This is a genomic window from Gimesia sp., assembly GCF_040219335.1.
In the GTDB taxonomy this organism is placed as follows: Bacteria; Planctomycetota; Planctomycetia; order Planctomycetales; family Planctomycetaceae; genus Gimesia.
Genome location: NZ_JAVJSQ010000040.1, coordinates 68,051 through 90,793 on the forward strand (window position 1 = coordinate 68,051; position 22,743 = coordinate 90,793).

Consider the following 22,743-nt stretch of genomic DNA (forward strand, 5'->3'; position numbering starts at 1 on the left):
ATGTGCAAGCCACGCCTGGCTGTATTCAAGTTCGCCTCCTGCGATGGTTGTCAGCTGTCGTTGCTGGATGCCGAAGATCACCTGCTGGCAGTCGCGGATGCGGTAGAGATCGTCTATTTCCCCGAAGCAACCAGCCACATGGAAGAGGGACCGTATGACATCGCCCTGGTGGAAGGCTCCATCACCACCCCACACGATGCAGAACGGATTCAGCAGATACGCAAAGATGCCCGCTACCTGATGACGATCGGTGCCTGTGCGACCGCGGGGGGCATACAGGCTCTGCGGAACTGGGCCGATAAAGATGAATTCATGCAGGCCGTGTATGCGACGCCAGACTATATACAGGTACTGGAGACGTCGACGCCGATCGCCGAGCATGTACAGGTCGATTTTGAACTGCGGGGCTGCCCGATTAACCAGTATCAACTGATCGAAGTCATTCGCTCACTGCTCGCAGGTCAGACGCCCCGTACTCCCCGGCACAGTGTCTGCCTGGATTGCAAACGGCGGGGGACGGTCTGTGTCACAGTTGCGCAGGGAACGGCCTGTCTGGGGCCGGTCACCCAGTCGGGGTGTCATGCACTCTGTCCCAGTTACAACCGGGGCTGTTATGGCTGTTTCGGACCCGCGCTGCAGGCCAATCTGGTGAGTCTCTCCGCGCAGATGGAGCGGGAAGGTGCCTCGAAAGCGGAAATTGCCCATAAGCTGAAAAACTTCAACGCCTACGCACCCGCGTTTCGAACAGAGAGTACGCGTCTGGTACAACTGGAGGGGGATCAGCGCGGATGACCGAGCGAAAGATCAAAGTCGAAACGCTGACCCGCGTAGAAGGAGAAGGGGGGCTCTATGTCCGTCTGCAGGGGGAGCAGGTACAAGAAGTTCGTCTGGAAATCTATGAACCGCCGCGGCTGTTCGAAGCGATTCTGCGGGGACGGCCACTCGAAGATGCCCCGGATATCACGGCCCGGATCTGTGGCATCTGTCCCGTGGCGTACCAGATGAGCAGCGTCCATGCGATGGAAATGGCGTTGGGCGTCGAGATCACTCCCGAGATACGTCGACTGCGCAGATTGCTGTACTGCGGGGAGTGGATCGAAAGTCACGGCCTGCATATGCATCTGTTACACGCCCCTGATTTTCTGGGATTTGAAAGCGGGCTGGCGATGGCCAAGCAGTTCCCGGACGAGGTCAACCGGGGCTTAAGACTGAAGAAGCACGGGAATCAGTTGGTCGACCTGCTGGGGGGGCGGGCCATTCACCCCGTGAATGTCTGTGTCGGGGGTTTCTATCGTATCCCGAGCCGCAACGAGTTTCAGAAACTGGTTCCCGATTTTGAATGGGGGTTGAACGCGGCCATTGAGACCACGCGCTGGGTCGCGGGCTTCGAATATCCCGAACTGGAATCGGATTGTGAATTTGTCTCGCTCTCGCACCCCGACGAATATCCCATGAACGAAGGCGTCATGCAGACCAGTTCCGGAGATCAGATCGAAATCAGCGACTACCGCGAAGAGTTCCAGGAACAGCAGGTCCCACACTCGACGGCCCTGCACGCCATTCGCAAGACGACCGGCCGTCCCTATCTACTGGGCCCCCTGTCACGGGTGAATCTGAATCGCGATCGGCTTTCTCCATCGGCGCGACAGCTGGCTGATGAAATTGCGTTTGAGCCCGAGTGCAGGAATCCGCATCGGGCCATCATCGCCCGGGGGCTGGAACTGGTACACTCGTATGAAGAGGCGCTGCAGATCCTTCGCGACGAGCATTCCACAAAGCAGCCCCGCATGACTTATGAATACCAAGCAGGTGTGGGCATGTCGGCGACGGAAGCGCCCCGTGGAACACTCTTTCATCGCTATGAAATTGACGCTGAAGGTAAGATTGTCGAGGCGGACATTATTCCTCCGACTTCTCAAAATCAGGCACAGATCGAAGTCGATCTGAAAGCATGGGTGCGTCAGGTAATAGAGAAAGAAGAATCACAGGTAGCCCGTCTCTGTGAAAACCTGGTGCGGGCCTATGATCCGTGCATCAGTTGTTCCACGCATTTTCTGAATGTCACAATAGAACGGTCCTGAGTTATGACAGATTCCCGACAGATACAGATCACAGGGCTTGGTAGTCCGCATGGCGATGATCAGGCTGGCTGGGAAATTGTCCGCGCGCTGGAGAAAAGAGGCCTGTCTCAGGCGATAGTTCATTTCTCACGAACGCCGGATGACCTGCTCAACTGGCTCGATCCAGCGTATCCTCTCGTAATCTGTGATGCCTGTCGCGGCGCTGGCCCGGTGGGGAGCGTGCATCGTTGGCAGTGGCCAACCGCTGAACTGGATCAGGTGAACTGGTCGGGGACACATCAGATTGCACTGCCGGGGGTGTTATCGCTGGCGGAAGAACTGGGGCAGCTTCCTGCTCAAGTAAGCATCTGGGGCCTGGAAATCGCAGAGACGGTTCCGGGGGATGTCATCTCGTCAGAGGTGTCTGCCGGCGTGGAACGCGCAGTCGAGTCGATCTGTCGAGAATGGGATGCCATACGCTCTCTGGAGGTCGATCATGCATGAGCGGTCCCTGGTACAGACGCTGTTGAATCAGGTCCAGCAGATCGTTGCCGACGATGGCGGGGGCGTGGTGAAAGAGATTCAGGTGCAGGTCGGCGACCTGTCGGGGGTCGAACCTATCTTGTTTGAATCGGCTTTTACAGAACTGGCGACAGAATGCTTCTCTCAGGACTGTCGCCTCGTGCTGGATATCGTGCCGGTCAAAGCAGAATGTCGCCTATGTGGTCAGTGTTTTGAAGTGCAGGATTATGAGTTTCTCTGTCCCGCTTGTGGAACCGGCCCTGTTGAGGTGATTCAGGGAGACCAGGTGAAACTGATGAGTATTACTGTCGATTCTGAAAATTTAGTGTCAGGAGCGAAGTCATGAACACCCGCGTGATATCTGTCAGACGGGACATCCAGGCAGAACAGAAAGCAGACGCAGCCGCGGAACGGGAACGGCTCGGTCGGCGGGGGACGCTGGTAATCAACCTGCTTTCTTCGCCAGGTTCGGGCAAAACCTCTCTGCTGGAAGCGACGGCCCGGCATTGGGCTGGACGCCGCAGCATGGCCGTACTGGTTGGTGATCTGGAAACAGACCGGGATGCACAACGCCTGGCGCCTTTAGTTCCGGTGGCCCAGCTGACAACGGGAGGCGCCTGTCATCTGGAACTGCCTCTCGTGCAGCGGGGATTGCAGGCGCTGGGAGATCCGGCGGTCGACTTTCTGTTTATCGAGAACGTGGGCAACCTGGTCTGTCCGGCGTCTCACGATCTGGCAGAACATCTCCGCGTGGTCCTGATCAGCACGACAGAGGGGGACGATAAGCCGGGCAAGTATCCCAAGATGTTTCGCACCAGTCAGGCTATGGTTGTGACCAAGCAGGATCTGCTGCCACATGTCCCTTTCTCTATCGAAGCAGTGACCGAAGATGCGTTGAAAATTCAACCCGCGCTGAATGTCCTGACGTCGTGTGCAATCGATAATCGTGGCATTCAGGAGTGGTGTGAATTTCTGGAACAGCAGTATCAGAAAAAAATCGAGTCCGTCTATGAACCGGCAGGCAATCGGTAATCCGGAAGTAACACAGATCGCCGTACAGATTACTTGTAACGGTCGTGTCCAGGGAGTCGGTCTGCGGCCCGCGGTAGCACGCTGGGCGCACGAACTGGGACTGGCCGGTTCAATCTGTAACACCTCTGCGGGGGTAAAGCTGCACGTAGAGGGACCTGCTCCGCTGATACAGCGATTCGAGGAGGGGCTGGAGGCCCATCTGCCAGTTGATGCAGTACTGGAAACACGGGCGCGTCAACCTGTTGAATATGAGGGTTTGAGTTCGTTTCAGATTCAGGAGAGTGACGAGGTCGGCGTGCTGAGAACCGCAGTCCCCACGGACCAGGCCGTCTGTCAGGCGTGTCTTGAAGAAATCTTCGATCCCGCCGACCACCGTTATCATTATCCCTTTAACAGCTGCACGAACTGTGGTCCCCGCTATTCGCTGATTCATGCCATGCCTTACGAACGGCCGCAGACTGGAATGGCAGAATATGCGATGTGTGATGCGTGTGCAGCCGAATATGAATCAGCGACTGACAGACGGTTTCATGCACAAACCATCGCCTGTCCGGACTGTGGCCCTCGCGTCTGGGGGACAGATTCTCAAGGAAATACCGTTGCCTCAGGTCAGACCGCAATCGAAAGCGCAGCTCAGGCATTAGCACGTGGACAGATTGTGGGGCTGCGGGGCCTGGGAGGCTATCAGTTACTCGTCGATGCCCGCTCTGATGCTGCGGTTCAGGCATTACGCCGCGTGAAACACCGACCATCCAAGCCCCTGGCTGTCATGGTCAGATCGCTTGTAGAGGCACAGCGGCTGGCGATTGTCGACGATATAGAAGCCGGGGAGCTCAGTTCTGCCGTAGCGCCAATCGTACTGCTGCGTGCCAGGCAGGAGTCTGGTCTGTCACGTGAGTTGAATTCCGGATTACAGACGATTGGGGTGATGTTACCCACGACACCTCTGCATGCACTGCTGCTGGATCAATGCCGATTTCCATTAGTTGTCACCAGTGCGAACCGGGAAGGAACGCCCATCCCCTGTCAATCAAAGGCAATCGATGCCGAGATCCGCGAAGGTGCCGAAGTGTGGCTGGAACATGACCGGCCGATTCAGCGCCCCATCGACGACAGTGTCGTCCGTGTCATGGCGGGACGAAGTGTGACGGTTCGGCTGGCCCGCGGTCTGGCTCCGCTCTCCCTGCCTGTGAAATGTGACGAAGCATTGATAGCCACGGGAGGGCAGCAGAAGTCTGCTTTTGCGCTGTCTAACGGACAGCAGGCGATATTGGGGCCGCACATCGGCGAGCTGGATAGTGTAACCGCTTGTGAACGTTATCTGGGCCAGTTAGAGGCTCTTGAACAACTTTACGACGTCTCGCCTGCGAGCGTGGTCTGTGACCAACACCCGGATTATTTCACGACTCAGTGGGCGGAACATGAAAACATTCCACTGGAACAGGTGCAGCATCACCATGCGCACATCGCAGCAGGGATGCTGGAGCACGGCTGGCAGGAACGACGTGTCTTGGGAGTCGCATTGGACGGAACCGGTTGGGGCGAAGATCAGACAATCTGGGGAGGCGAATTCTTACTCGCGACCACCCGGGAATATGAACGCGTCGGGCGACTGTTGCCGTTCGCGTTGCCGGGTGGTGAACAGGCGATTCGCGAACCGTGGCGAATTGCGGTGACGCTACTTACAGAAGCGGTAGGTGACCAGGCGGTATATCAATTGGAAACCGAACATGGTCAGGTGGCAGCACTGCTCAAAATCGCGGAATCCCGACGTCTCTCCCCACTGACGAGTAGCGCGGGGCGGTTGTTTGATGGAGTGGCCTCACTGATTCTGGGTTGCAGACATAGCGGCTTTGAGGGCCAGACAGCTATGTTGCTGGAAGCGGCTTGTGATGTAGCAGAACCAGACGCGTATGACTTTCCGATTCAGGAGGGCGAACTACGGAAACTCGACTGGCGACCGGCGGTCAGACAGATCTGGGAGGATGGTCTGCAGGGAGTTGAATCCGGGCGGATGGCGATGCGTTTTCATCGGGGGCTGGCACGCGGAATCGCCCGGTTTTGTGCTTCGTATGCGGAGTTCCCGGTTGTCCTGGGAGGGGGCGTGTTTCAGAATCGTTACCTGGTGGAACTGGTCGCAGCTGAGATCAGACAGAGTGATCAGGAGCTTGGTCTACCGGGACGGATTCCCCCTAACGATGGCGGCCTGGCGGCGGGGCAACTGGCGATTGCGCTAGCCAGACGGGAAAGGAAGGACACGAACCAATGTGCTTAGGTATCCCGGGAAAAATTGTACGCTGGCTGGAGCGGGAAGGTGTCTTTGCACAGGCGGAAGTTGAATTCGACGGCGTACGTCGTGTGGTGCACATGGCCTGTGTCACGGAAGCGGAGGAAGGAGATTATGTCATAGTCCACGCCGGCATCGCCATCAGTCGGGTGGATCCCGAAGAAGCAGAACAGATCTTCAAAACGCTGGCTGCGATGGGAGACGACGAAGGCTGGCAGATAACGGAGCCTGAGGACTCGGGGGACGAATCATGAAGTATCTGGATGAATATCGAGACCCGGTCGCAGCACAACGCCTGCTGGAAGAAATCCGAAAGACCTCTACCCGCTGTTGGACGTTAATGGAAGTCTGCGGGGGGCAGACCCACAGTTTGCTCCGACACGGGATTGCTGCAGAACTGGAGGGTATCGTAGAACTGATTCATGGTCCCGGTTGTCCAGTCTGTGTCACCAGTCAGGCAGACATCGATTTCGCCTGCGAGTTGGCACAGCGAGAAGATATGATACTGGCCAGCTTTGGTGATATGTTGCGTGTGCCGGGCAGTGAGCGTTCGCTGCTCGATGTTCGCACTGCGGGTGGCCAGGTGCAGGTTGTGTATTCGCCTCTGGATGCGGTCAGACTGGCTCAGAAAAATCCCCAGCGACAGATCGTCTTCTTTGCAGTCGGTTTTGAAACGACGGCCCCCGCGACAGCGCTGGCGGTCAGACAGGCGGAACGGGATGGAGTGCAGAATTTCAGTCTGCTGGTTTCGCATGTGCGTGTGCAGCCGGCAATGGAGTCCCTGGTGGAAGCACCCGATCATCGGGTTCAGGCATTTCTGGCGGCAGGTCATGTCTGTACCGTGATGGGCTACGAATCGTATGAATCATTTGTGGAACGCTATCAGTTGCCCGTGGTCGTTACCGGCTTCGAGCCCCTGGATCTGTTGGAAGGGATACTGGCCTGTGTACGACAACTCGAACAGGGACAGGCACGGTTGGAAAACTGTTATGCCCGGGCTGTGCAGGCCGCAGGGAATCGGGCCGCACGCGACCTGGTTCAGGAGATCTACCAGATCAACGATCGCGCGTGGCGCGGATTCGGTGTGATTCACCGTGGAGGCCTGGAACTACGACCTGAGTGGAGTCACTTTGATGCGCGACTGCGTTTTGAAAAATCTGAGCTGCCGGTTCTGGAGAATGATGCGTGTCGCAGTTATGACGTCATGACCGGTCAACTGAAGCCAACGGATTGTCCCGAATTCGGTAAACGCTGCAGCCCCGATTCTCCTTTGGGAGCACCGATGGTATCGTCAGAAGGCGCCTGTGCTGCCTATTATCGTTATGGTGTGCCTGCGGACAATACAACTTGATGCGGAACTGAGTAACGGAATTTATCAGGAAGTGACGGAAGATGACCGAACGGGAAGGAAAATCTCCAGGCGGCTGGCAGCTGAACTGTCCGGTCTCGGTGCGCGATCATGCGGAATGCGTGACCCTGGCGCACGGAGAAGGGGGACGGCTGTCGCGGAAACTGATCCAGGAGCGGATTCTAAAAATCCTGCAGCCGGTCTCTTCTCAGTCTCTGGATGACGCCGCGCGATTGCCCCATAGCGGGCAACCACTCGCCATGACAACGGACAGTTTTGTCGTCACCCCTTTGTTTTTCCCGGGAGGAGACATCGGTTCGCTGGCGGTTTACGGTACGGTAAACGATCTGGCGGTCAGCGGCGCCAGACCACGCTGGCTGACCCTCTCACTGATAATCGAGGAAGGGCTTCCCCTGGCGGTGCTGGAACGAATTCTGGAAAGTGTCGCACGAGCAGCGGGAGAGACTGCAGTGCAGGTTGTGGCCGGAGATACCAAGGTTGTTCCACGAGGGGCGGTGGATGGACTGTTTATCAACACCGCAGGGGTCGGCGAGTTACTGGAGCCGGTTCCCGCTGGACCGGCTCAGCTCCAGGCAGGTGACGAACTGATCGTCAGTGGTCCCCTGGGGCAGCACGGAATGGCGGTGATGGCGGTGCGGGAAGAACTGGGCATCGAGCCACTGCCGCAAAGTGATTCGGGTTCCTTATTTCCTGCCGTAGATCAACTGCGACTCACTCTGGGGTCACGAATCCGCTGCTTGCGCGATGCGACGCGAGGCGGCGTTGCGGCGGTTTTGCACGAATGGGCAGAAGCCAGTGGAAAGACATTGAGTATCGAGGAACGAACTCTGCCTGTAACGCCTGAAGTGCGGGGAATCAGTGAGTTGCTCGGACTCGATCCGCTGCATATCGCTAACGAAGGGACAATGCTGCTGGCTGTGGAGCAGGGGGTGGCGGCAGAGGCTGTTGCGCAGTTGCAGACGATTCCGGGCATGGAGCGGGCCAGCCGGATCGGTGTTGTCAGAGAACGCGGTGTTGCTCCCGTGACAGTGCAACGCACATTGGGAGCGGAACAGCCACTGGCGGACCCCCTGGGGAGTCCGCTGCCTCGGATTTGCTGACTCTGAAGATTGGTTTACTCGTGATCACGATCAATGGTGAATCGCAGGTTGAAGGTTTGCGATGTATCACGCAGCATGCGTTCGTGATCCTGGTGATGCAGGTTCTTTTTGTAATATTCATCCATCTCTTTGAGGATATCGTGCCGACTGACAATCCCCAGCAGGTGTCCATTTTCAACAACCGGCAGATGTCGCAGTTTGTGGCTGTTAAAGACTGAGACAATCGAGAACAGATCTGTGTGGGGGGTAATGCAGATCGGATGCGCGGTCATGATGGTACGGGCTGTCTGCGGTGGACTGGGGAATCCGAAGAAGACTTCATCAGAGAGCGCACACAAGCAATCGTGTTCGGAGATAAAACCCTGCAGGATCTTCTTGCCATCCTTAAGCTCGACCACGGGGGCATTTGAGACATGATGCTTCAACAGAAAATGGATCACATCAGACAAATGCATGTCGGGAGTGACAACTTCCACGTGGGTGGTCATGAAATCGCTGGCTACGGGAGTTGCGGGCTGATCGGTCATGGTACTGCGCTTTCTGTTATATTAAGTGTGTTGAAATTAGATATTCAGACAGTCGGTGTTTTATTTCTCCTCTTTGAGAGCTTCAAAGCCGGTGACCACATCGAGGAGTTCTTCCGTGATTGCGGTCTGGCGACGTTGATTAAATTCGGCCTGAAGATTCATCAGCCGCTCTTTAATATTGTGTTCTGCTGCCTGCATGGACGCAATCCGACTTGCGTTTTCACCCGCTTGCGATTCTGCACAGGCGCGGAATAGCGAAACAAACAGATATTGTCGAATGAGCCGCGAAAGTAAGATGCCGGGAAGTATCGTAAACAGGGGCAGTGAACGGGATGTTGAGGCGGGTGTATAACTCTCTGCGAGTTGAGCAGGATCAATGGGCAGTAGCTGCTGGGCATGTGGCTTGTAGGATGAGGCGGAAACCCGTTGATTATAGAAGATATGGATGATTCCCAGGTGTCGTTCGAAACGCCAGCGATCAATTTCTGTGAGGATGTCAGCGACCAGGGGGGAGATACCGGTAACGGCTCCCGGCAGATTGAATTCGTAGTCGATCTGACACCCCGCGTCCTGGAGTTTCCCGGAGATACGGGATCCGATGACCATCCAGGCATGCTCTGTCGCTGGCCGGGGATCTTCCGCAAAATAATCCAGTGCGAACGAACCGATCTGCTCGTTGAACTGACCACACATTCCCTGGTCCGAGCCGAAGACAATAATGCCCGTCGAACCGGTTCCCTGCAGTTCAGACAGGCTGGTCTGCGGAGGCACGTTTTTCAGCACCATGGCCAATCCGCGATTGACCGTTTCCGCGAAATCTTCCAGTGAATCGACGGCCTGTTCGTATTGGCGGATGCTGACCGCGGCCAGGGTTTTCATCGTCCGCACCACCGATTCCAGGTCGCGTGTGCTATCGATACTGCGTTTTAAAGTTTCAAAGTCCTGCATGCTTCTGCTTCACTTCAAGCCTGGTCCTGTGTGAATAATGCGACTTCTTTATGCGCTGCTTCTACAATCGCCTGTTGATCACTGTCGGTCAGTTTTTTCCCCTCCAGAATGGCTTCACTCAAGTTGGGGAAGTCGGACTCGAGCAGTGGCGCGATGCGTTCTTCCAAAGTCCGGATGTGTTTTAAATCGATATCATCGAAGACACCTGCAGACATCGCGACCAGGACCGAGATCTGTTCCGGCACGGAAAGTGTCTTGTACTGAGGCTGTTTAAAGATCTCACGCACCCGTCGTCCCCGTTCCAGTGTTGCCAGCGTTTCCTCATCCAGACGACTGCTGAAGCGGGAGAACGTTTCCAGTTCCTCAAACTGACTGTAAGAGAGCCGTAAGTCGCCGGCGACTGCCCGGTAGGCAGGCAGCTGTGTCTTACCACCAACTCGAGAAACGGAACGGCCCACATCCACAGCGGGCAGAATTCCTTTCTGGAATAATTGAGGAGACAGATAAATCTGGCCATCGGTGATCGAAATCAGGTTCGTCGGAATATAGGCAGAAAGATTCTGAGCTTCCGTTTCTGCAACGGGCAGGGCGGTCAGCGAACCGCCTCCCAGTCGTTCATGCAGGTGTGTTGATCGTTCCAGCAGCCGGGAGTGCAGATAGAAGATGTCCCCAGGAAAGGCTTCGCGACCGGGAGGCCGTCTGAGCAGCAGAGAAAGTTCACGATAGGAACGGGCGTGAGAAGTCAAATCGTCATAGATGACCAGCACATCCTGACCACGGTCCATAAAATACTCGCCGAGGGTGGTCGCCGCATACGGGGCAACGAACTGCAGCCCCGGGGGGGCATCACTCTCGGCGACTACGACAGCGGTGTAATCCAGCGCACCATGTTTGCGTAAATCGTCTATGACTTTCGCGACTGCGGTATTTCTCTGGCCAATGGCGCAGTATATACAGATCACGTCTTTGTTTTTCTGGTTAAGAATCGTGTCCAGGGCGATGGCGGTCTTCCCGGTCTGGCGGTCTCCGAGGATTAGCTCCCGCTGGCCGCGACCGATGGGGATCAGAGCATCAATCACTTTCAGGCCGGTCTGTAGTGGAACCGTGACGGGGGAGCGATCCGTAATCGATGCCGGATCCCGTTCATAAGGACGACGTTCGGCCGCAGAGACAGGGCCGTGACCATCCAGGGGCCGCCCCACCGGGTCAATCACACGTCCGATCAACGATTCACCGACCGGAACGTCTAACAGTCGATGGGTGCGGCGGACTTCATCGCCGGCTGTCAACTGGTCGCTGGGATCCAGTAGGACGACGCCTATTTCGTCCGGATCCAAATTCAACGCCAGTCCCAGTACATGATTGGGGAACTGCAGCAGTTCTTCTGATTGAACGTTGGGAAGCCCGCTGACCCGGGCATGACTGCGACCGACGTAGGTGACTTTTCCGATTTCAATCAACCGGGGATCGAAATCGTGCTGCTCCAAAACACCACCGAATTTACCGAATGTGTTATCGAGCAGAATCTGGATATCAGGATGAATACTCATAAAGCTCTTTCACGCAGGTTGTGTCGGTCTCGTATCGTTTCAGGAGGCAGAAGGCGTACTTTCGACGCCGGATTCCAGGGTGATGACTTCGTTGAGGGAACGGACAAATTCTTCCTCCAGTTCTTCGAGTGGCTCCTGCAGGTTCCAGGCAACTTTATATCCGGAGATATGCAGGTCGATCCCACAGATCAGATCGGGACGTTCGCGATATTCGACGTCGACCTGTATATCGAGAAATTCAGAGATGAACTTACTGATGCGGTCACGATCTGATTGTTCCAGTTCGAGGGCACTTTCCACCAGGACCCGGCTGTCGGGCGTTCTGAGCAGATCGCGGAATTTCAGCTTCTGCTGCTCTTCAATCCGGCTGATGCGTTCCAGGAACACAGAAATCGTCTGCTGCTGCAGGTCGGCATTGGCAAGTTCCTTGAGGACGCACTGGCTCATGTGGTGGATGTGGCCGGCCATCCGTACGCGGGCTTCGCGGAGGAACGACTCCCGTTCCCGATGCAGGGCTCGGTACCAGTCCTCTTTTTCCTGATCCACTTCCTTCCGGGCGCGTGCCAGATGCTCTTCTCGCCAGCTTTGAATTTCTTTGCCGGCCTCGGCCAGCAGTTCGTCTTTGGCGTGTATCAGTTCTGCGGTCTTCTCCTCATATTCCGTGACTTTGGCGGCTGCCTGTTGTTGTATTTCAAGAGATTTCTGATGTTCGTCAGCGATTTTCTGCTGCCGTTCCTGCATCGCTTTTGTAATTGGCTGATACAGAAAGTGCGTCAACAACCAGACGAGCACCAGGAAGTTGAGGATTTGAGCGGTAAAGGTAAACCAATCAATGGACATGATCTAATCCCGAGTGTACTGCTAAAGTAATTAACTGCCGGTGGCTTGCAGGAAGTGATTCCAAAACGGATTCGCGAAGATCAGAATCATGGAAATCACGAAGCAGTAAATCGCCGTGGATTCCACCATGGCCAGGCCGACGAACAGCGTACGGGTAATTGTACTGGCTTCATCGGGCTGCTGGGCAATCGCGCTCAAGGCCTGTGCCAGGGCGCGGCCTTCCCCGAGCGCGGGGCCAACCGAACCGATGGCAATCGTGATGCCTGCGGTAAAGATGGAAACTGCTGCAATGACGGTATCTGAATCCATAGAAGACGTTCCTCATTTATGATGTTGTAGTGTGAGTCGAAGTTGTATCTGAATCTGTATTTTCAGTGTCCTGTTGCTCCGTGGGCCCCTGACCGTTCTGCGTAGCGGAGGCGATGTAGACCATTGCCAGTACCGCAAAAATATAAGCCTGGATCATCCCGGTTAAGAGTCCAAAGGCCTGCATCAGGATCGGCACGAACAGGGGGACGAAACCGAGTAGAATGGCCCCGATGACCGAGCCACTCATGATGTTGCCATACAGGCGAACTGCGAGGGCCAGTGTTCGCGAAAATTCGCCAATGATATTAAACGGGAGCATGAATACCGAAGGCTTTATATATTGTTTCAGATAACCAGGCAGCCCCTGGTGTGCGATGCCATAAATGGGGACTGCGACGAAGACACAGGTCGCCAGAGCAGCGGTAGTGGAAATCGAACTGGTTGGCGCATCGTATCCGGGAACGATCGAGAGGATGTTCGAGACGACGATAAACAGAAACAGGGTTCCCACAAACGGCATGTAAGGACCGGGTTCCTGCTGGCTGACTTCTCTGATCTGGTTCCGCAGCCCCATCACGAGGACCTCCAGCAGATTCTGTCCACGTGAAATCCTGGGGCCGCTGGTCAGTCGGCGGGTGATGAACCAGGAACCGATGACGAGGATCGCCATCACGAGCCAGGTAAACAGAATGGTGCGATTGAGGATGATCCATTCCCACTGCCAGAGTGGGACGTCGGGGGAAATATTCATTCAGGCAGACTTTCCAGTGGCGGGCACAGTTGACGAACGCGTATAGCGGGTAATCATCATCCGCGCGATGATGAATCCTGCCAGGCATACTGCGGTGCGTTGCCAGCGAAATGATTCCGACAACCAGATCCCCACGCACCAGAAACCCGTGAGAATGATCAGGGTTCTACCCAGGGCACTACCCAGAAACAGCAGCCAGGGGGCTGAGACTTTGGGAAGTTGTTTCACGGTCAGCCAGAGTCCACCAAAAAAGATGGCACCCAACAGGAGCCCGGCGAGCAGGCTCACGAGGAGTTGCATACTCAAGGGAAGATTCATCGGTCCACGTTTCCTTCTTTATGTAACCACTTCCAGGCATTGAAACAGCCCAGGGTAATTCCACCAATCAACAGCATCAGACTCCAGGAATAGCGGGAGGGCCAGCGGGAGTCGATCCACATTCCCCCCAATGCACCGATCACAGCCGGAATCGCGACCGACCAGCCGATCAGACCGAACATGCCCAGACCGAACCAGATGGTATGATGTTTTTCTTCACGGGCTTTCAGTTTCCGCGCCTCCTGTGAAGCAATCCGTTTTTCGATCTGACTGCGATTGTGCAGGTGCAGCGGATGCCCCTGCTTCCCGGGCATCTCAGAGCCGTTTTCCTGTTCCGGGGGCAGTTCAGACATCGGCAGTGATTCCCTGTTTGACAAAGTGTCTGAGAATATCGGCTTCCAGGCGGGCGATAGCGGAGCGGACGGTTCGCTCCCGTTCATTGATGGCCTCAAACTGTGCTGTGACCTGCTGGCGGAGCGTACCCAGGTCTTCCCCCTGGACGGCATAGATCGTCGAGACGCGGACTTCGGATCCGGTTTTAGTGAGAATGCCTCCACCAATGCCGAGGTAATGCTCCAGGTTCTGATCGTCTACAAACGTCAAAATGCCGGGTAATAGCGCTGACAGGAAGTCAACGTGCCGGGGCAGGAGACAAAAGGAACCGTTTTCCGCCTCGGCGATTACTTTACTGACACTCTGGTCGACCAGGATTTCCGTTGGCAGGAGCACTTTGAGGTTCATTTCCTGGACTCCTTTTGTTTTGAGGCGACCTCGTCGATCGAACCAATCATGTAGAGTGTGCGTTCGGAGACATCCTGAAACTCATCATTAAGAATGCGTTCACAGCCATCCAGGGTATCGTCCAGTGAAACAAACTTACCCTCATAGCCCGTAAACTGTTCGGTGCTGAAGAAGGGTTGAGTCAAAAACCGTTCCAGGCGACGGGCGCGATTCACAGTCCGTCGGTCTTCACGGGAGAGTTCCTCCAGCCCCAGCATGGCGATGATATCTTTCAGATCTTCATAGTTTGCGAGGGTGCTTCTTACGGATTGCGCAACCTGGTAATGATGATCGCCGACAATCGGTGGCATCAGCATTTTGGAGCTGGAGTTCAGCAGGTCGATTGCGGGATAGAGTCCTTCTGAGGCACGTTTACGGGAGAGCACAACCGAAGTCGACAAGTGGGCAAAAGTATGGACCGCGGAAGGGTCGGTAAAGTCATCCGCGGGTACATAAACCGCCTGTACCGAAGTAATCGAACCGCTGGTTGTCGTGCAAATTCGTTCTTCGAGTTCTGCCAGGTCCGAAGCGAGCGTGGGCTGATAACCGACGCGCGACGGGAGTTCGCCCATCAAACCCGAGACCTCGGTCCCTGCCTGGATGAAGCGAAAAATATTGTCGATGAGCAACAGGACATCCTGGTGCTGTTCATCCCGAAAATACTCAGCCATCGTCAAAGCAGCATGACCCACACGGAAGCGGGCACCCGGCGGTTCATTCATCTGGCCGAAAACCATGACCGTATTATCGAGCACGCCTGCATCTTTCATTTCGCGGTAGAGTTCTTCCGCTTCACGACAGCGTTCCCCGATACCACAAAAGAGACTGACCCCTTTATGAGCACCGACGACGTTATGAATCAGTTCGGTGATCAACACGGTTTTCCCGACACCCGCGCCGCCGAACAGCCCCGCCTTTCCGCCCCGTTCGAGCGGGGCCAGCAAATCAATGGCTTTGATCCCGGTTTTGAAGATTTCGGAACGTGGTGGCCGTTCCACCAGTGCCGGGGAAGGATGATGGATCGAACGCCAGTCGGCCTCTTCGATGGCTGCCCCCTGATCAATGGGTTCGCCAAAGACGTTCAGCATGCGGCCTAACAACTGTTGACCCACGGGGACTTTTAGGGGATGTCCCGTATTAAGAATCTGAGAGCCCCGTGCCAGACCGCGAGTGGACGTTAAGGCAATGCCACGCACGGTCTGACTGTCAAGCTGTGTAAGCACCTCGATGATGATTTCCTGGTGCGGACCGGCGTGCAACTCACTTTGGACTGCTGGCAGACGGTGTGGGAAAACAGCGTCAATAACGCTGCCTCTAATGGAGAGAATCGAACCCAGGTTCAGGTCGTGCTTCAAGACTGTCTGCTGCATCTGGTGGGAAGTCCTTCCTGCTGGAAACAGGTCCTGTCGTCCTGTATCTCGCATCCTAGCAGATTCTGCTTGAACTGACTACAGGTTAAGATCCGTCAAAATGACTGAATTCTCGAAAGAACTCAAGTGAAGGTAAATCAAATCAGCACGATTTCCCAGATGTTGGTACTCGAAGCTTTTCCGCTGCTGACAGGGTAATGGTTTCCCCCATAGCAGAATCGGGGATTTATCTGTATTGAAACTCTTCAGAATCGTGATAATGATGAGTATGGACAGTTCCGCGCTGATTCTGATATGCGAATCAGGCAGAAAACTTTGATGTGCAAAGATCCGTTTTTTATAATCGGATTCCGTATACTTTGACAGTTCAGACTACGGTTCACACACCTCAGAGTCTAACCTTCAGTGGTGAAGCATCAATTGATTTAGCACAAGGAGTGGAAGCATGGCGGCACAGGAACCATTGGTATTGTGGTTTGAGCAGATCGGAATTGATGATGTCTCTTCCGTGGGAGGCAAGAATGCCTCGCTGGGGGAAATGTACTGTAATCTGAGTGCCCGGGGAATCGCGGTTCCCAATGGCTTCGCGACCACTGCTGCCGCTTATCGCCTGTTTATGTCGGAGACGGGTCTGGATCAGAAAATCAGAGAGATACTCGATGATCTGGATACCGCGAATATTTCCAATCTGCAGTCTCACGGCAGGGAAGTCCGTCAGGCGATCCTGGCTACTGAGATACCCGAGGAACTGCGTAAGGTAATATTTCAAGCCTATCGCAAGCTGAGCGCGGACATTGAAGGCGGCCTGGATGTCGCTGTGCGCAGTAGTGCGACTGCAGAGGACCTGCCCGATGCGAGCTTTGCGGGACAGCAGGAATCATATTTAAACGTGCACGGGGAGAGCAGTCTACTGGATACCTGCCGCCGCTGCTTTGCCTCGTTGTTTACTGACCGGGCCATTTCTTATCGGACGGAAAAAGGCTTTGATCACTTCGATATTGCCCTTTCGATCGGCATTCAGCGGATGGTTCGTTCTGATGAATCTGCTTCGGGAGTGATGTTCTCCATTGATACAGAAACCGGTTTTCGGCAGGCAGTTCTGATTAACGCTGCTTATGGCTTAGGAGAAAATGTCGTCCAGGGTAGTGTCAATCCAGACGAGTTTTATGTGTTTAAACCGACTCTGAAAGAGGGATTCAAGCCGATTCTTAAGAAAACACTGGGATCGAAAGAGTTCAAGCTGATCTACGATACCGGCGGGGAGAAAATGACTCGCAATGTCCCCGTGGATCCGGTCGATCGGAAACGGTTCGCCATCGACGACGAAGATATTCTCAATCTGGCACGCTGGGCCTGTCTCATCGAGGAACATTATTCAGAAGTCCGCGGGCATTTCTGTCCCATGGACATCGAATGGGCCAAAGATGGTCTGACCGATGAACTGTTTATTGTCCAGGCACGACCGGAAACCATTCATGGAGGCAAGGAACTCAAAGTCCTCAAAACATTTCATCTGAAAGAGCATGGCCACGTGCTGGCGACCGGGCATAGCGTGGGAGAGCGGATCGGACACGGGGTTGCCCGGGTCGTGGAAAGTGCTGAAAACCTGGATCAGGTTGAGGAAGGGGATGTGCTGGTGACCGACCGGACCGATCCGGACTGGGAACCAATCATGAAGAAGGCGTCCGCCATCGTGACCAATCGCGGAGGCCGGACCTGCCATGCTGCGATTATCAGTCGCGAACTGGGCGTTCCCGCGATCGTCGGGGCCGAAAATGCGACGACAGCGATTCCCTCCGGATCAATGGTCACCGTATCCTGTGCCGAGGGAGATACAGGGCAGGTCTATGATGGTCAACTGGATTACGAAGTTCAGGAAGTCGATCTGTCCGAACTCAAGCATCCGAAAACCAAAGTCATGATGATTGTGGGAAATCCCAATGAAGCATTCCGCCTGTCGATGCTGCCCAGCGAGGGGGTGGGGCTGGCACGGATGGAGTTCATCATCAACTCCTTCATTCGAATTCACCCCATGGCTTTGCTGGAGTACGACAAACTGGATGATCCGATACTCAAATCAGAGATCGATCGTCTGACGGCGTCTTATAGCGATAAGCCCGCTTTCTTCGTAGATACTCTGGCCCAGGGAGTCGGAATGATTGCAGGGGCCTTTTATCCTCGTGATGTCATCGTGCGAATGAGTGACTTCAAAACAAACGAATATGCAAATTTGATCGGGGGCGAGAAATATGAGCCGGAAGAAGAGAACCCGATGATCGGCTTCCGCGGTGCTTCCCGCTACTACCACCCGCGTTACCGCGACGCTTTCGGCCTCGAATGCCAGGCGATGCGTAAGGTTCGCGAAGAGATGGGGCTCAAGAATATGAAGCTGATGATTCCCTTCTGCCGGACTGTGGAAGAGGGCCGCAAGGTACTGGAAGTTATGGCGGACCATGGACTTAAGCGGGGCGAAGACGGGCTGGAAATTTACATCATGTGTGAAATTCCCAGTAACGTCATTCAGGCAGAAGCGTTTGCGGAAATCTTCGACGGGTTTTCGATCGGCTCCAACGATTTGACACAATTAACCCTCGGCGTCGATCGTGACTCAGAAGTAGTGGCACATATCTTTGATGAACGGGACCCGGCAGTCATGGATTCGCTGGCGACCGCGATTCAACGGGTAAAAGCGTCCGGAAGAAAAATTGGTATCTGTGGTCAGGCCCCCAGTGATTATCCGGAGATCGCCGCGTTCCTGGTAAAGCAGGGGATTGACAGTATTTCACTGAATCCCGATGCCGTGATGAAAACGGTCTCCCGCATTGTGGAAGTCGAAGCAGAACTGGATTCACAGGGTTCTGCTTCCCAGACCAGGAGCGATGTTACTGTGTGAAAGTGATTTCATAGAGAAAGGATCAGGCAATGAATAAACGCAAAATGATGTCTGAAGAAGGAAACACCAAAAAGAAAGATCCCCATGAACACCTGCAATATCTGCTCGACGAGCATGAACAGCTTCTGGCTCACATGAAGGATCTGAATCGCTGGTGGACGGAACTGGATGAGCATGGCTTACCCAAATTTGGTGAAATGGGAACGCGTGTTGCCGGTTTTCGTGATTTACTGGCGAAGCATTTTGAGGACGAAGAGCAGGAAGGCTACTTCAAACCTTTGATGGATGAAGAGCCTGGTTTCTGCATCATGGTTCCCGACTTTCAGAAGAAGCATGCAGTGACCCTGTCACGCTTTGACGATTTTATTGATCGGCTCAAGCAGTCTCAGCCTCCCTTTAAAAACTGGAGCGAGGCCATGCGGGAGTTTGATAGTCTGATGTCAGACATTCGCGAACATGAGAACCGGGAAATCAGGCTCGTTCAGGAAGCCTTCGAAAAATCAGCCGGTGATTAAAGGCTGTGAGTGGCAGCACTCAAAAATGTTGCTGACAGGGACAACAGGAGTTCGTCAGACGCATGAAAGCCATGGTCTTAAAACAGCGTGCGATGATCAGTTCCGAACCACTGGTCTGCCAGGATGTTCCCGATCCTGAACCGGGGCCACATGAGATCCTGATCAAGGTGCACTGCTGTGCGATCTGTCGCACCGATCTGCACGTGATTGAAGGGGATCTACCCGCAGCGAAATCCCCGGTGATTCCCGGACATCAGGTGGTCGGGAGTGTTATTCAGACTGGGGCCGATTGTCAGCGTTTCCAGATCGGAGACCGTGTTGGAATCGCCTGGCTCCGCAAGACCTGTGGCCAGTGTCAGTTCTGTCAGTCCGGCAGAGAGAATCTCTGTGAGCAGTCGCTGTTTACCGGTTATCACGCGGACGGCGGCTTCGCTGAACTGGCTATCGTGCATGAGGAGTATGCGTACGCGATTCCTGATGTTTTCAGTCATACAGAGGCGACACCGTTACTGTGTGCCGGCATCATTGGTTATCGCGCTCTGTCACGCAGCGAACTGCAGCCCGGCCAGCGATTGGGGATTTATGGATTTGGTTCGAGTGCCCATGTGGTGATTCAAATTGCGCAACATCGGGGCTGTGAAGTCTATGTGGTCACCCGGGGAGAGAAGCATCGACAACTCGCTCGGTCCATGGGGGCGACCTGGGTCGGGGAATATGCTGAGCAGATGCCGAAAAAAGTACATTCGGCAATTGTCTTTGCTCCCGCGGGAGAGCTGGTTCCTCCCGCTCTGAAGTACCTGGAAAAAGGGGGGACACTCGCACTGGCAGGAATCTACATGACGGACATTCCCCAACTGAATTATGAGGAGAGTCTCTTTTACGAACGCAACCTGCGTTCGGTCACCGCGAATACACGTCAGGACGGTCAGCATCTCCTGCAGGAAGCCGCACAGATTCCCATCCATCCACACCTCACCACATTTACGCTGGAAGAAGCGAACAAGGCGCTTAACCTGCTCAAAAACGATGAGATCAACGGTACCGGCGTACTGGTTATGGATGACTGACCTCTGAATTACTTTTGTGAGCGAATCTCTCTAGACCGACTCTGCGGATGCGTGCAGTGGAAGGTTCTGGTTATACTGGAAGTTCGACGAGATACTTTGCTTTAGTACCAGATTAATTTAGAGGCTTCCGATGCGCTTTGTTTTTACCTGTGTGATGATTTGCACTTTTGCGTTCTTACAATTTAGTCAGGCTGATTCCATTCGGGCTGAAGAGAAAAAGCCGCCCAATGTATTATTCATCGCCATTGATGATCTCCGTACGGAACTGGGCTGTTATGGTCATCCGCACGTGCAGAGTCCCGCGCTGGATCGGCTGGCAGCGCAGGGGGTCCTGTTCACAAATCACTTCGTACAGGTTCCCACCTGTGGCGCCTCTCGTTATGCCCTGTTGACCGGACGCAGTCCGAGAAATTCGGGAGTGACCCGCAGCAACCAGGCCTTCTATCGCGGTAAATCTGCACTTTCCGCAGAGAAGACGGCCGGGGCGCAAACCATGCCGGAACTGTTTCGCAGAAGCGGCTATCAGACGACCTGCATTGGTAAAATCTCACATACGGCCGATGGTCGCGTATTTGAATACAATGGCAGTGGTGATGGTCGAGACGAAGTTCCGCACGCATGGGATGAACTGGCGACGCCCTTCGGTTCCTGGAAGCGGGGTTGGGGAATCTTTTTTGCCTATGCAAATGGACGGAGCAGGGAAGACGGCAGCGGAATTCGGGATCTGATGCAGTTCACCGTCGAAAAGGATGAGGATCTGCCCGATGGATTGCTGGCACAGGAAGCAATCACAAAACTCAAAGCATTCAAGACCGGAACACAACCGTTCTTCCTGGGACTGGGGTTCTTCAAGCCGCATTTACCCTTTGTCGCGCCACGACAGGACTGGGAGGCGATTTCCCAGATCGAGATTCCTGATGCACCTCACCCTGAGAAAACGGAATCGAGCTACTGGCATAAAAGCGGGGAGTTCTACAGCTATAATATGGAGTTTCCCAAAACCCGACCGCTGGCCCGGGAAAACCGTTTACAGACCAGACGTGGCTATCTGGCCTGTGTGCGCTATATCGATCGCCAGGTGGGAAAGGTTCTCACTGCACTTGAGGAACTGGGCCTGAGTGAAAATACAATTGTTGTCGTCTGGGGAGACCATGGCTGGTTTCTGGGGGATTCTGCACTCTGGGCCAAGCATGCTCCACTGGAGCGGGCCTTGAACAGCACTCTGATTATCCGGGCACCGGGGGTATCACAACCGGGACTGAAAACAGCCGCTCTGGTCGAGACCATTGATTTGTATCCCACCCTGGTGGATCTTTGTCAGCCGACGTTCCGGAAAACCGAATTTCCACTGGATGGCGTCAGCCTCAAGCCGATTCTCACGGGGCAGAAAAGTAAGGTTCGCGATTATGCATTCAGCTACTGGAATTCTGAAGTCAGCGTGCGAGATCAGTCCTATCGACTGACGGCCACTTTTAAAAAAGGTCGGCCATCCAGTGTCGAGCTATATGATGTTTCCGAGTCTCCAGATCCTGTACAAAATCTGGCGAAAGAAAAAACGGAACTCGTGAATCAACTGCTGCAGGCGATACCGGACGCTCAGAGTAAATGAGTTTTCATCCAGGTCAAATACTCGGCAGCATAGGCATTCAGATTTTCCAGGCTGCCTCCGCCCCGGATGGGAGAGCACATTTCATAGGTGGCGATTCCATTGAAGCCCCCCTCTTTCAGACCATGGAAGAAGGCGGAGTAGTCGATGAAACCGGTACCAAATTTGACGGCCCGGACCAGATCGGGTTCCTCTTTCTGGTAATTGATCAGCTCGGGTTGATAAGAATATCGCGGTAGCCTGATGTAATCTGCGTTTGTGGTAATCGCGGTGTGGGGTGCCATTTTCCGGGCTGCTTCATACAGGTTCTCCCCCCGCAGGGCAGGAGACCAGGCATCAAATCCGAGCTTGCAGTTTGGTCGGTCAATGTCGTGCAGCAGTTCAAGCAGGGCATCAGAATGGACACCTACATCGTGATGATTCTGGACTGCCAGCGTGACGTCATACTCGGCTGCCCGATCACAACATTCCTGCAGAGCCGAGACCACCTGTCCCCACAACGCGTGGGGACTCATCCGGGGTGTATCGTAGGCGGTAAAGATCCGCACGGTGCCTGCTCCCAGTTCCCGGGCGATCTGGGAGAGTTGCTGAACGTATTGGATCTGCAGTTCCAGAAGAGGAACCTCTGTGGCTGAAGAGCCTGCGAAATCTGTGTAGCCACCGATGATCGCACACTGAATCTGATGTTCTGCAAGCGCACCTTTGATGGACTCCAACTGCTCAGGCGTGGCATCCAGCGGTGACAGATGAGGCCGTTTTCCCATGAGCATGACAGAGTCGTAGCCGGTTTGCGCAGCCTGAGCGATAAATTCCGTCAGGCTGAGTTGTTGCTGACCCCAGAAACCGGCATAACTCACCGAAAACAGGCAGAACTTCATGTTGTGATTCCCATTCTGAAA

Annotated in this window: 24 protein-coding genes; 13 read left to right on the forward strand and 11 right to left on the reverse strand. The window is 54.7% G+C overall.

Going from position 1 to position 22,743, the window contains the following annotated elements; genetic code table 11:
* Genes RID21_RS28595 through hypE form a run of 9 tightly spaced genes read left to right on the forward strand, consistent with a single transcriptional unit; the run spans position 1 to position 8,370 of the window.
* Positions 1–792: an NADH-quinone oxidoreductase subunit B family protein gene (locus tag RID21_RS28595; RefSeq protein ID WP_350194929.1), complete on the forward strand. Its 792-nt coding sequence runs from the start codon at positions 1–3 to the stop codon at positions 790–792.
* Positions 789–2,081, forward strand: a complete 1,293-nt coding sequence (locus RID21_RS28600; protein WP_350194931.1) for a Ni/Fe hydrogenase subunit alpha — start codon at positions 789–791, stop codon at positions 2,079–2,081. Before RID21_RS28595 ends, RID21_RS28600 begins: the two co-directional genes overlap by 4 nt.
* Positions 2,082–2,084: 3 nt before the next feature.
* Complete coding sequence (locus tag RID21_RS28605) at positions 2,085–2,564, forward strand: hydrogenase maturation protease (RefSeq protein ID WP_350194933.1); 480 nt, start codon at positions 2,085–2,087, stop codon at positions 2,562–2,564.
* A complete protein-coding gene (locus RID21_RS28610; RefSeq protein ID WP_350194935.1) occupies positions 2,557–2,928 on the forward strand; it encodes a hydrogenase maturation nickel metallochaperone HypA/HybF in 372 nt (123 codons plus the stop codon). Before RID21_RS28605 ends, RID21_RS28610 begins: the two co-directional genes overlap by 8 nt.
* Positions 2,925–3,614, forward strand: a complete 690-nt coding sequence (hypB, locus tag RID21_RS28615) for a hydrogenase nickel incorporation protein HypB (protein ID WP_350194937.1) — start codon at positions 2,925–2,927, stop codon at positions 3,612–3,614. Before RID21_RS28610 ends, hypB begins: the two co-directional genes overlap by 4 nt.
* Positions 3,592–5,889, forward strand: coding sequence for a carbamoyltransferase HypF (gene hypF, locus RID21_RS28620; RefSeq protein WP_350194939.1), 2,298 nt, complete (start codon positions 3,592–3,594; stop codon positions 5,887–5,889). The genes hypB and hypF overlap by 23 nt, the downstream gene beginning before the upstream one ends.
* Positions 5,880–6,155: a HypC/HybG/HupF family hydrogenase formation chaperone gene (locus tag RID21_RS28625; protein ID WP_350194941.1), complete on the forward strand. Its 276-nt coding sequence runs from the start codon at positions 5,880–5,882 to the stop codon at positions 6,153–6,155. Before hypF ends, RID21_RS28625 begins: the two co-directional genes overlap by 10 nt.
* The gene (gene hypD / locus RID21_RS28630) at positions 6,152–7,252 is read left to right on the forward strand and encodes a hydrogenase formation protein HypD (RefSeq protein WP_350194943.1); all 1,101 of its coding nucleotides are present in this window, start codon (positions 6,152–6,154) and stop codon (positions 7,250–7,252) included. The genes RID21_RS28625 and hypD overlap by 4 nt, the downstream gene beginning before the upstream one ends.
* A 41-nt stretch (positions 7,253–7,293) precedes the next feature.
* Positions 7,294–8,370, forward strand: coding sequence for a hydrogenase expression/formation protein HypE (gene hypE / locus RID21_RS28635; RefSeq protein ID WP_350194945.1), 1,077 nt, complete (start codon positions 7,294–7,296; stop codon positions 8,368–8,370).
* A 14-nt stretch (positions 8,371–8,384) separates the two neighbouring features.
* On the opposite strand, the gene RID21_RS28640 is transcribed toward hypE, so the two are convergent.
* The 10 genes from RID21_RS28640 to atpD all read right to left on the reverse strand — a co-directional run bounded on the left by RID21_RS28640 (position 8,385) and on the right by atpD (position 15,763).
* Complete coding sequence (locus RID21_RS28640; RefSeq protein ID WP_350194947.1) at positions 8,385–8,897, reverse strand: CBS domain-containing protein; 513 nt, start codon at positions 8,895–8,897, stop codon at positions 8,385–8,387.
* 60 nt (positions 8,898–8,957) lie between these two features.
* The gene (locus tag RID21_RS28645) at positions 8,958–9,845 is read right to left on the reverse strand and encodes a F0F1 ATP synthase subunit gamma (RefSeq protein WP_350194949.1); all 888 of its coding nucleotides are present in this window, start codon (positions 9,843–9,845) and stop codon (positions 8,958–8,960) included.
* A gap of 14 nt (positions 9,846–9,859) precedes the next feature.
* Positions 9,860–11,395: an alternate F1F0 ATPase, F1 subunit alpha gene (locus RID21_RS28650; RefSeq protein ID WP_350194951.1), complete on the reverse strand. Its 1,536-nt coding sequence runs from the start codon at positions 11,393–11,395 to the stop codon at positions 9,860–9,862.
* Positions 11,396–11,434: 39 nt separating this feature from the next.
* Complete coding sequence (locus tag RID21_RS28655; protein WP_145187673.1) at positions 11,435–12,235, reverse strand: F0F1 ATP synthase subunit B family protein; 801 nt, start codon at positions 12,233–12,235, stop codon at positions 11,435–11,437.
* A gap of 30 nt (positions 12,236–12,265) precedes the next feature.
* A complete protein-coding gene (locus RID21_RS28660; protein WP_350194953.1) occupies positions 12,266–12,544 on the reverse strand; it encodes a F0F1 ATP synthase subunit C in 279 nt (92 codons plus the stop codon).
* A gap of 16 nt (positions 12,545–12,560) precedes the next feature.
* Complete coding sequence (locus RID21_RS28665) at positions 12,561–13,295, reverse strand: F0F1 ATP synthase subunit A (RefSeq protein ID WP_350194955.1); 735 nt, start codon at positions 13,293–13,295, stop codon at positions 12,561–12,563.
* Complete coding sequence (locus tag RID21_RS28670; RefSeq protein WP_350194957.1) at positions 13,296–13,613, reverse strand: N-ATPase subunit AtpR; 318 nt, start codon at positions 13,611–13,613, stop codon at positions 13,296–13,298.
* Positions 13,610–13,897 carry an AtpZ/AtpI family protein gene (locus RID21_RS28675; RefSeq protein ID WP_502892634.1) on the reverse strand — a complete coding sequence of 96 codons (288 nt, stop codon included), beginning with the start codon at positions 13,895–13,897 and terminating at the stop codon, positions 13,610–13,612. Before RID21_RS28675 ends, RID21_RS28670 begins: the two co-directional genes overlap by 4 nt.
* Before the next feature lie 61 nt (positions 13,898–13,958).
* Positions 13,959–14,354, reverse strand: coding sequence for a F0F1 ATP synthase subunit epsilon (locus RID21_RS28680; RefSeq protein WP_350194961.1), 396 nt, complete (start codon positions 14,352–14,354; stop codon positions 13,959–13,961).
* Positions 14,351–15,763: a F0F1 ATP synthase subunit beta gene (gene atpD, locus RID21_RS28685; RefSeq protein WP_350194963.1), complete on the reverse strand. Its 1,413-nt coding sequence runs from the start codon at positions 15,761–15,763 to the stop codon at positions 14,351–14,353. The genes RID21_RS28680 and atpD overlap by 4 nt, the downstream gene beginning before the upstream one ends.
* 445 nt (positions 15,764–16,208) lie before the next feature.
* On the opposite strand from atpD, the gene ppsA reads away from it, so the two are divergent.
* The 4 genes from ppsA to RID21_RS28705 all read left to right on the forward strand — a co-directional run bounded on the left by ppsA (position 16,209) and on the right by RID21_RS28705 (position 21,847).
* Positions 16,209–18,656, forward strand: coding sequence for a phosphoenolpyruvate synthase (gene ppsA / locus RID21_RS28690; RefSeq protein ID WP_350194965.1), 2,448 nt, complete (start codon positions 16,209–16,211; stop codon positions 18,654–18,656).
* A gap of 29 nt (positions 18,657–18,685) precedes the next feature.
* A complete protein-coding gene (locus RID21_RS28695) occupies positions 18,686–19,171 on the forward strand; it encodes a hemerythrin domain-containing protein (RefSeq protein ID WP_350194967.1) in 486 nt (161 codons plus the stop codon).
* Positions 19,172–19,233: 62 nt separating this feature from the next.
* Positions 19,234–20,238, forward strand: coding sequence for a zinc-dependent alcohol dehydrogenase family protein (locus RID21_RS28700; RefSeq protein ID WP_350194969.1), 1,005 nt, complete (start codon positions 19,234–19,236; stop codon positions 20,236–20,238).
* 130 nt (positions 20,239–20,368) lie between these two features.
* Positions 20,369–21,847 carry a sulfatase gene (locus RID21_RS28705; RefSeq protein ID WP_350194971.1) on the forward strand — a complete coding sequence of 493 codons (1,479 nt, stop codon included), beginning with the start codon at positions 20,369–20,371 and terminating at the stop codon, positions 21,845–21,847.
* On the opposite strand, the gene RID21_RS28710 is transcribed toward RID21_RS28705, so the two are convergent.
* Positions 21,835–22,722, reverse strand: coding sequence for a sugar phosphate isomerase/epimerase family protein (locus tag RID21_RS28710; protein ID WP_350194973.1), 888 nt, complete (start codon positions 22,720–22,722; stop codon positions 21,835–21,837). The two genes, RID21_RS28705 and RID21_RS28710, sit on opposite strands and share 13 nt — an antisense overlap.
* Positions 22,723–22,743: the final 21 nt, after the last annotated feature.

Coding starts and splice junctions, on each gene's coding strand:
- RID21_RS28595 (WP_350194929.1), top strand. CDS start 1: ATGTGCAAGCCACGCCTGGCTGTATTCAAGTTCGCCTCCTGCGATGGT.
- RID21_RS28600 (WP_350194931.1), top strand. CDS start 789: ATGACCGAGCGAAAGATCAAAGTCGAAACGCTGACCCGCGTAGAAGGA.
- RID21_RS28605 (WP_350194933.1), top strand. CDS start 2,085: ATGACAGATTCCCGACAGATACAGATCACAGGGCTTGGTAGTCCGCAT.
- RID21_RS28610 (WP_350194935.1), top strand. CDS start 2,557: ATGCATGAGCGGTCCCTGGTACAGACGCTGTTGAATCAGGTCCAGCAG.
- hypB (WP_350194937.1), top strand. CDS start 2,925: ATGAACACCCGCGTGATATCTGTCAGACGGGACATCCAGGCAGAACAG.
- hypF (WP_350194939.1), top strand. CDS start 3,592: ATGAACCGGCAGGCAATCGGTAATCCGGAAGTAACACAGATCGCCGTA.
- RID21_RS28625 (WP_350194941.1), top strand. CDS start 5,880: ATGTGCTTAGGTATCCCGGGAAAAATTGTACGCTGGCTGGAGCGGGAA.
- hypD (WP_350194943.1), top strand. CDS start 6,152: ATGAAGTATCTGGATGAATATCGAGACCCGGTCGCAGCACAACGCCTG.
- hypE (WP_350194945.1), top strand. CDS start 7,294: ATGACCGAACGGGAAGGAAAATCTCCAGGCGGCTGGCAGCTGAACTGT.
- RID21_RS28640 (WP_350194947.1), bottom strand. CDS start 8,897: ATGACCGATCAGCCCGCAACTCCCGTAGCCAGCGATTTCATGACCACC.
- RID21_RS28645 (WP_350194949.1), bottom strand. CDS start 9,845: ATGCAGGACTTTGAAACTTTAAAACGCAGTATCGATAGCACACGCGAC.
- RID21_RS28650 (WP_350194951.1), bottom strand. CDS start 11,395: ATGAGTATTCATCCTGATATCCAGATTCTGCTCGATAACACATTCGGT.
- RID21_RS28655 (WP_145187673.1), bottom strand. CDS start 12,235: ATGTCCATTGATTGGTTTACCTTTACCGCTCAAATCCTCAACTTCCTG.
- RID21_RS28660 (WP_350194953.1), bottom strand. CDS start 12,544: ATGGATTCAGATACCGTCATTGCAGCAGTTTCCATCTTTACCGCAGGC.
- RID21_RS28665 (WP_350194955.1), bottom strand. CDS start 13,295: ATGAATATTTCCCCCGACGTCCCACTCTGGCAGTGGGAATGGATCATC.
- RID21_RS28670 (WP_350194957.1), bottom strand. CDS start 13,613: ATGAATCTTCCCTTGAGTATGCAACTCCTCGTGAGCCTGCTCGCCGGG.
- RID21_RS28680 (WP_350194961.1), bottom strand. CDS start 14,354: ATGAACCTCAAAGTGCTCCTGCCAACGGAAATCCTGGTCGACCAGAGT.
- atpD (WP_350194963.1), bottom strand. CDS start 15,763: ATGCAGCAGACAGTCTTGAAGCACGACCTGAACCTGGGTTCGATTCTC.
- ppsA (WP_350194965.1), top strand. CDS start 16,209: ATGGCGGCACAGGAACCATTGGTATTGTGGTTTGAGCAGATCGGAATT.
- RID21_RS28695 (WP_350194967.1), top strand. CDS start 18,686: ATGAATAAACGCAAAATGATGTCTGAAGAAGGAAACACCAAAAAGAAA.
- RID21_RS28700 (WP_350194969.1), top strand. CDS start 19,234: ATGAAAGCCATGGTCTTAAAACAGCGTGCGATGATCAGTTCCGAACCA.
- RID21_RS28705 (WP_350194971.1), top strand. CDS start 20,369: ATGCGCTTTGTTTTTACCTGTGTGATGATTTGCACTTTTGCGTTCTTA.
- RID21_RS28710 (WP_350194973.1), bottom strand. CDS start 22,722: ATGAAGTTCTGCCTGTTTTCGGTGAGTTATGCCGGTTTCTGGGGTCAG.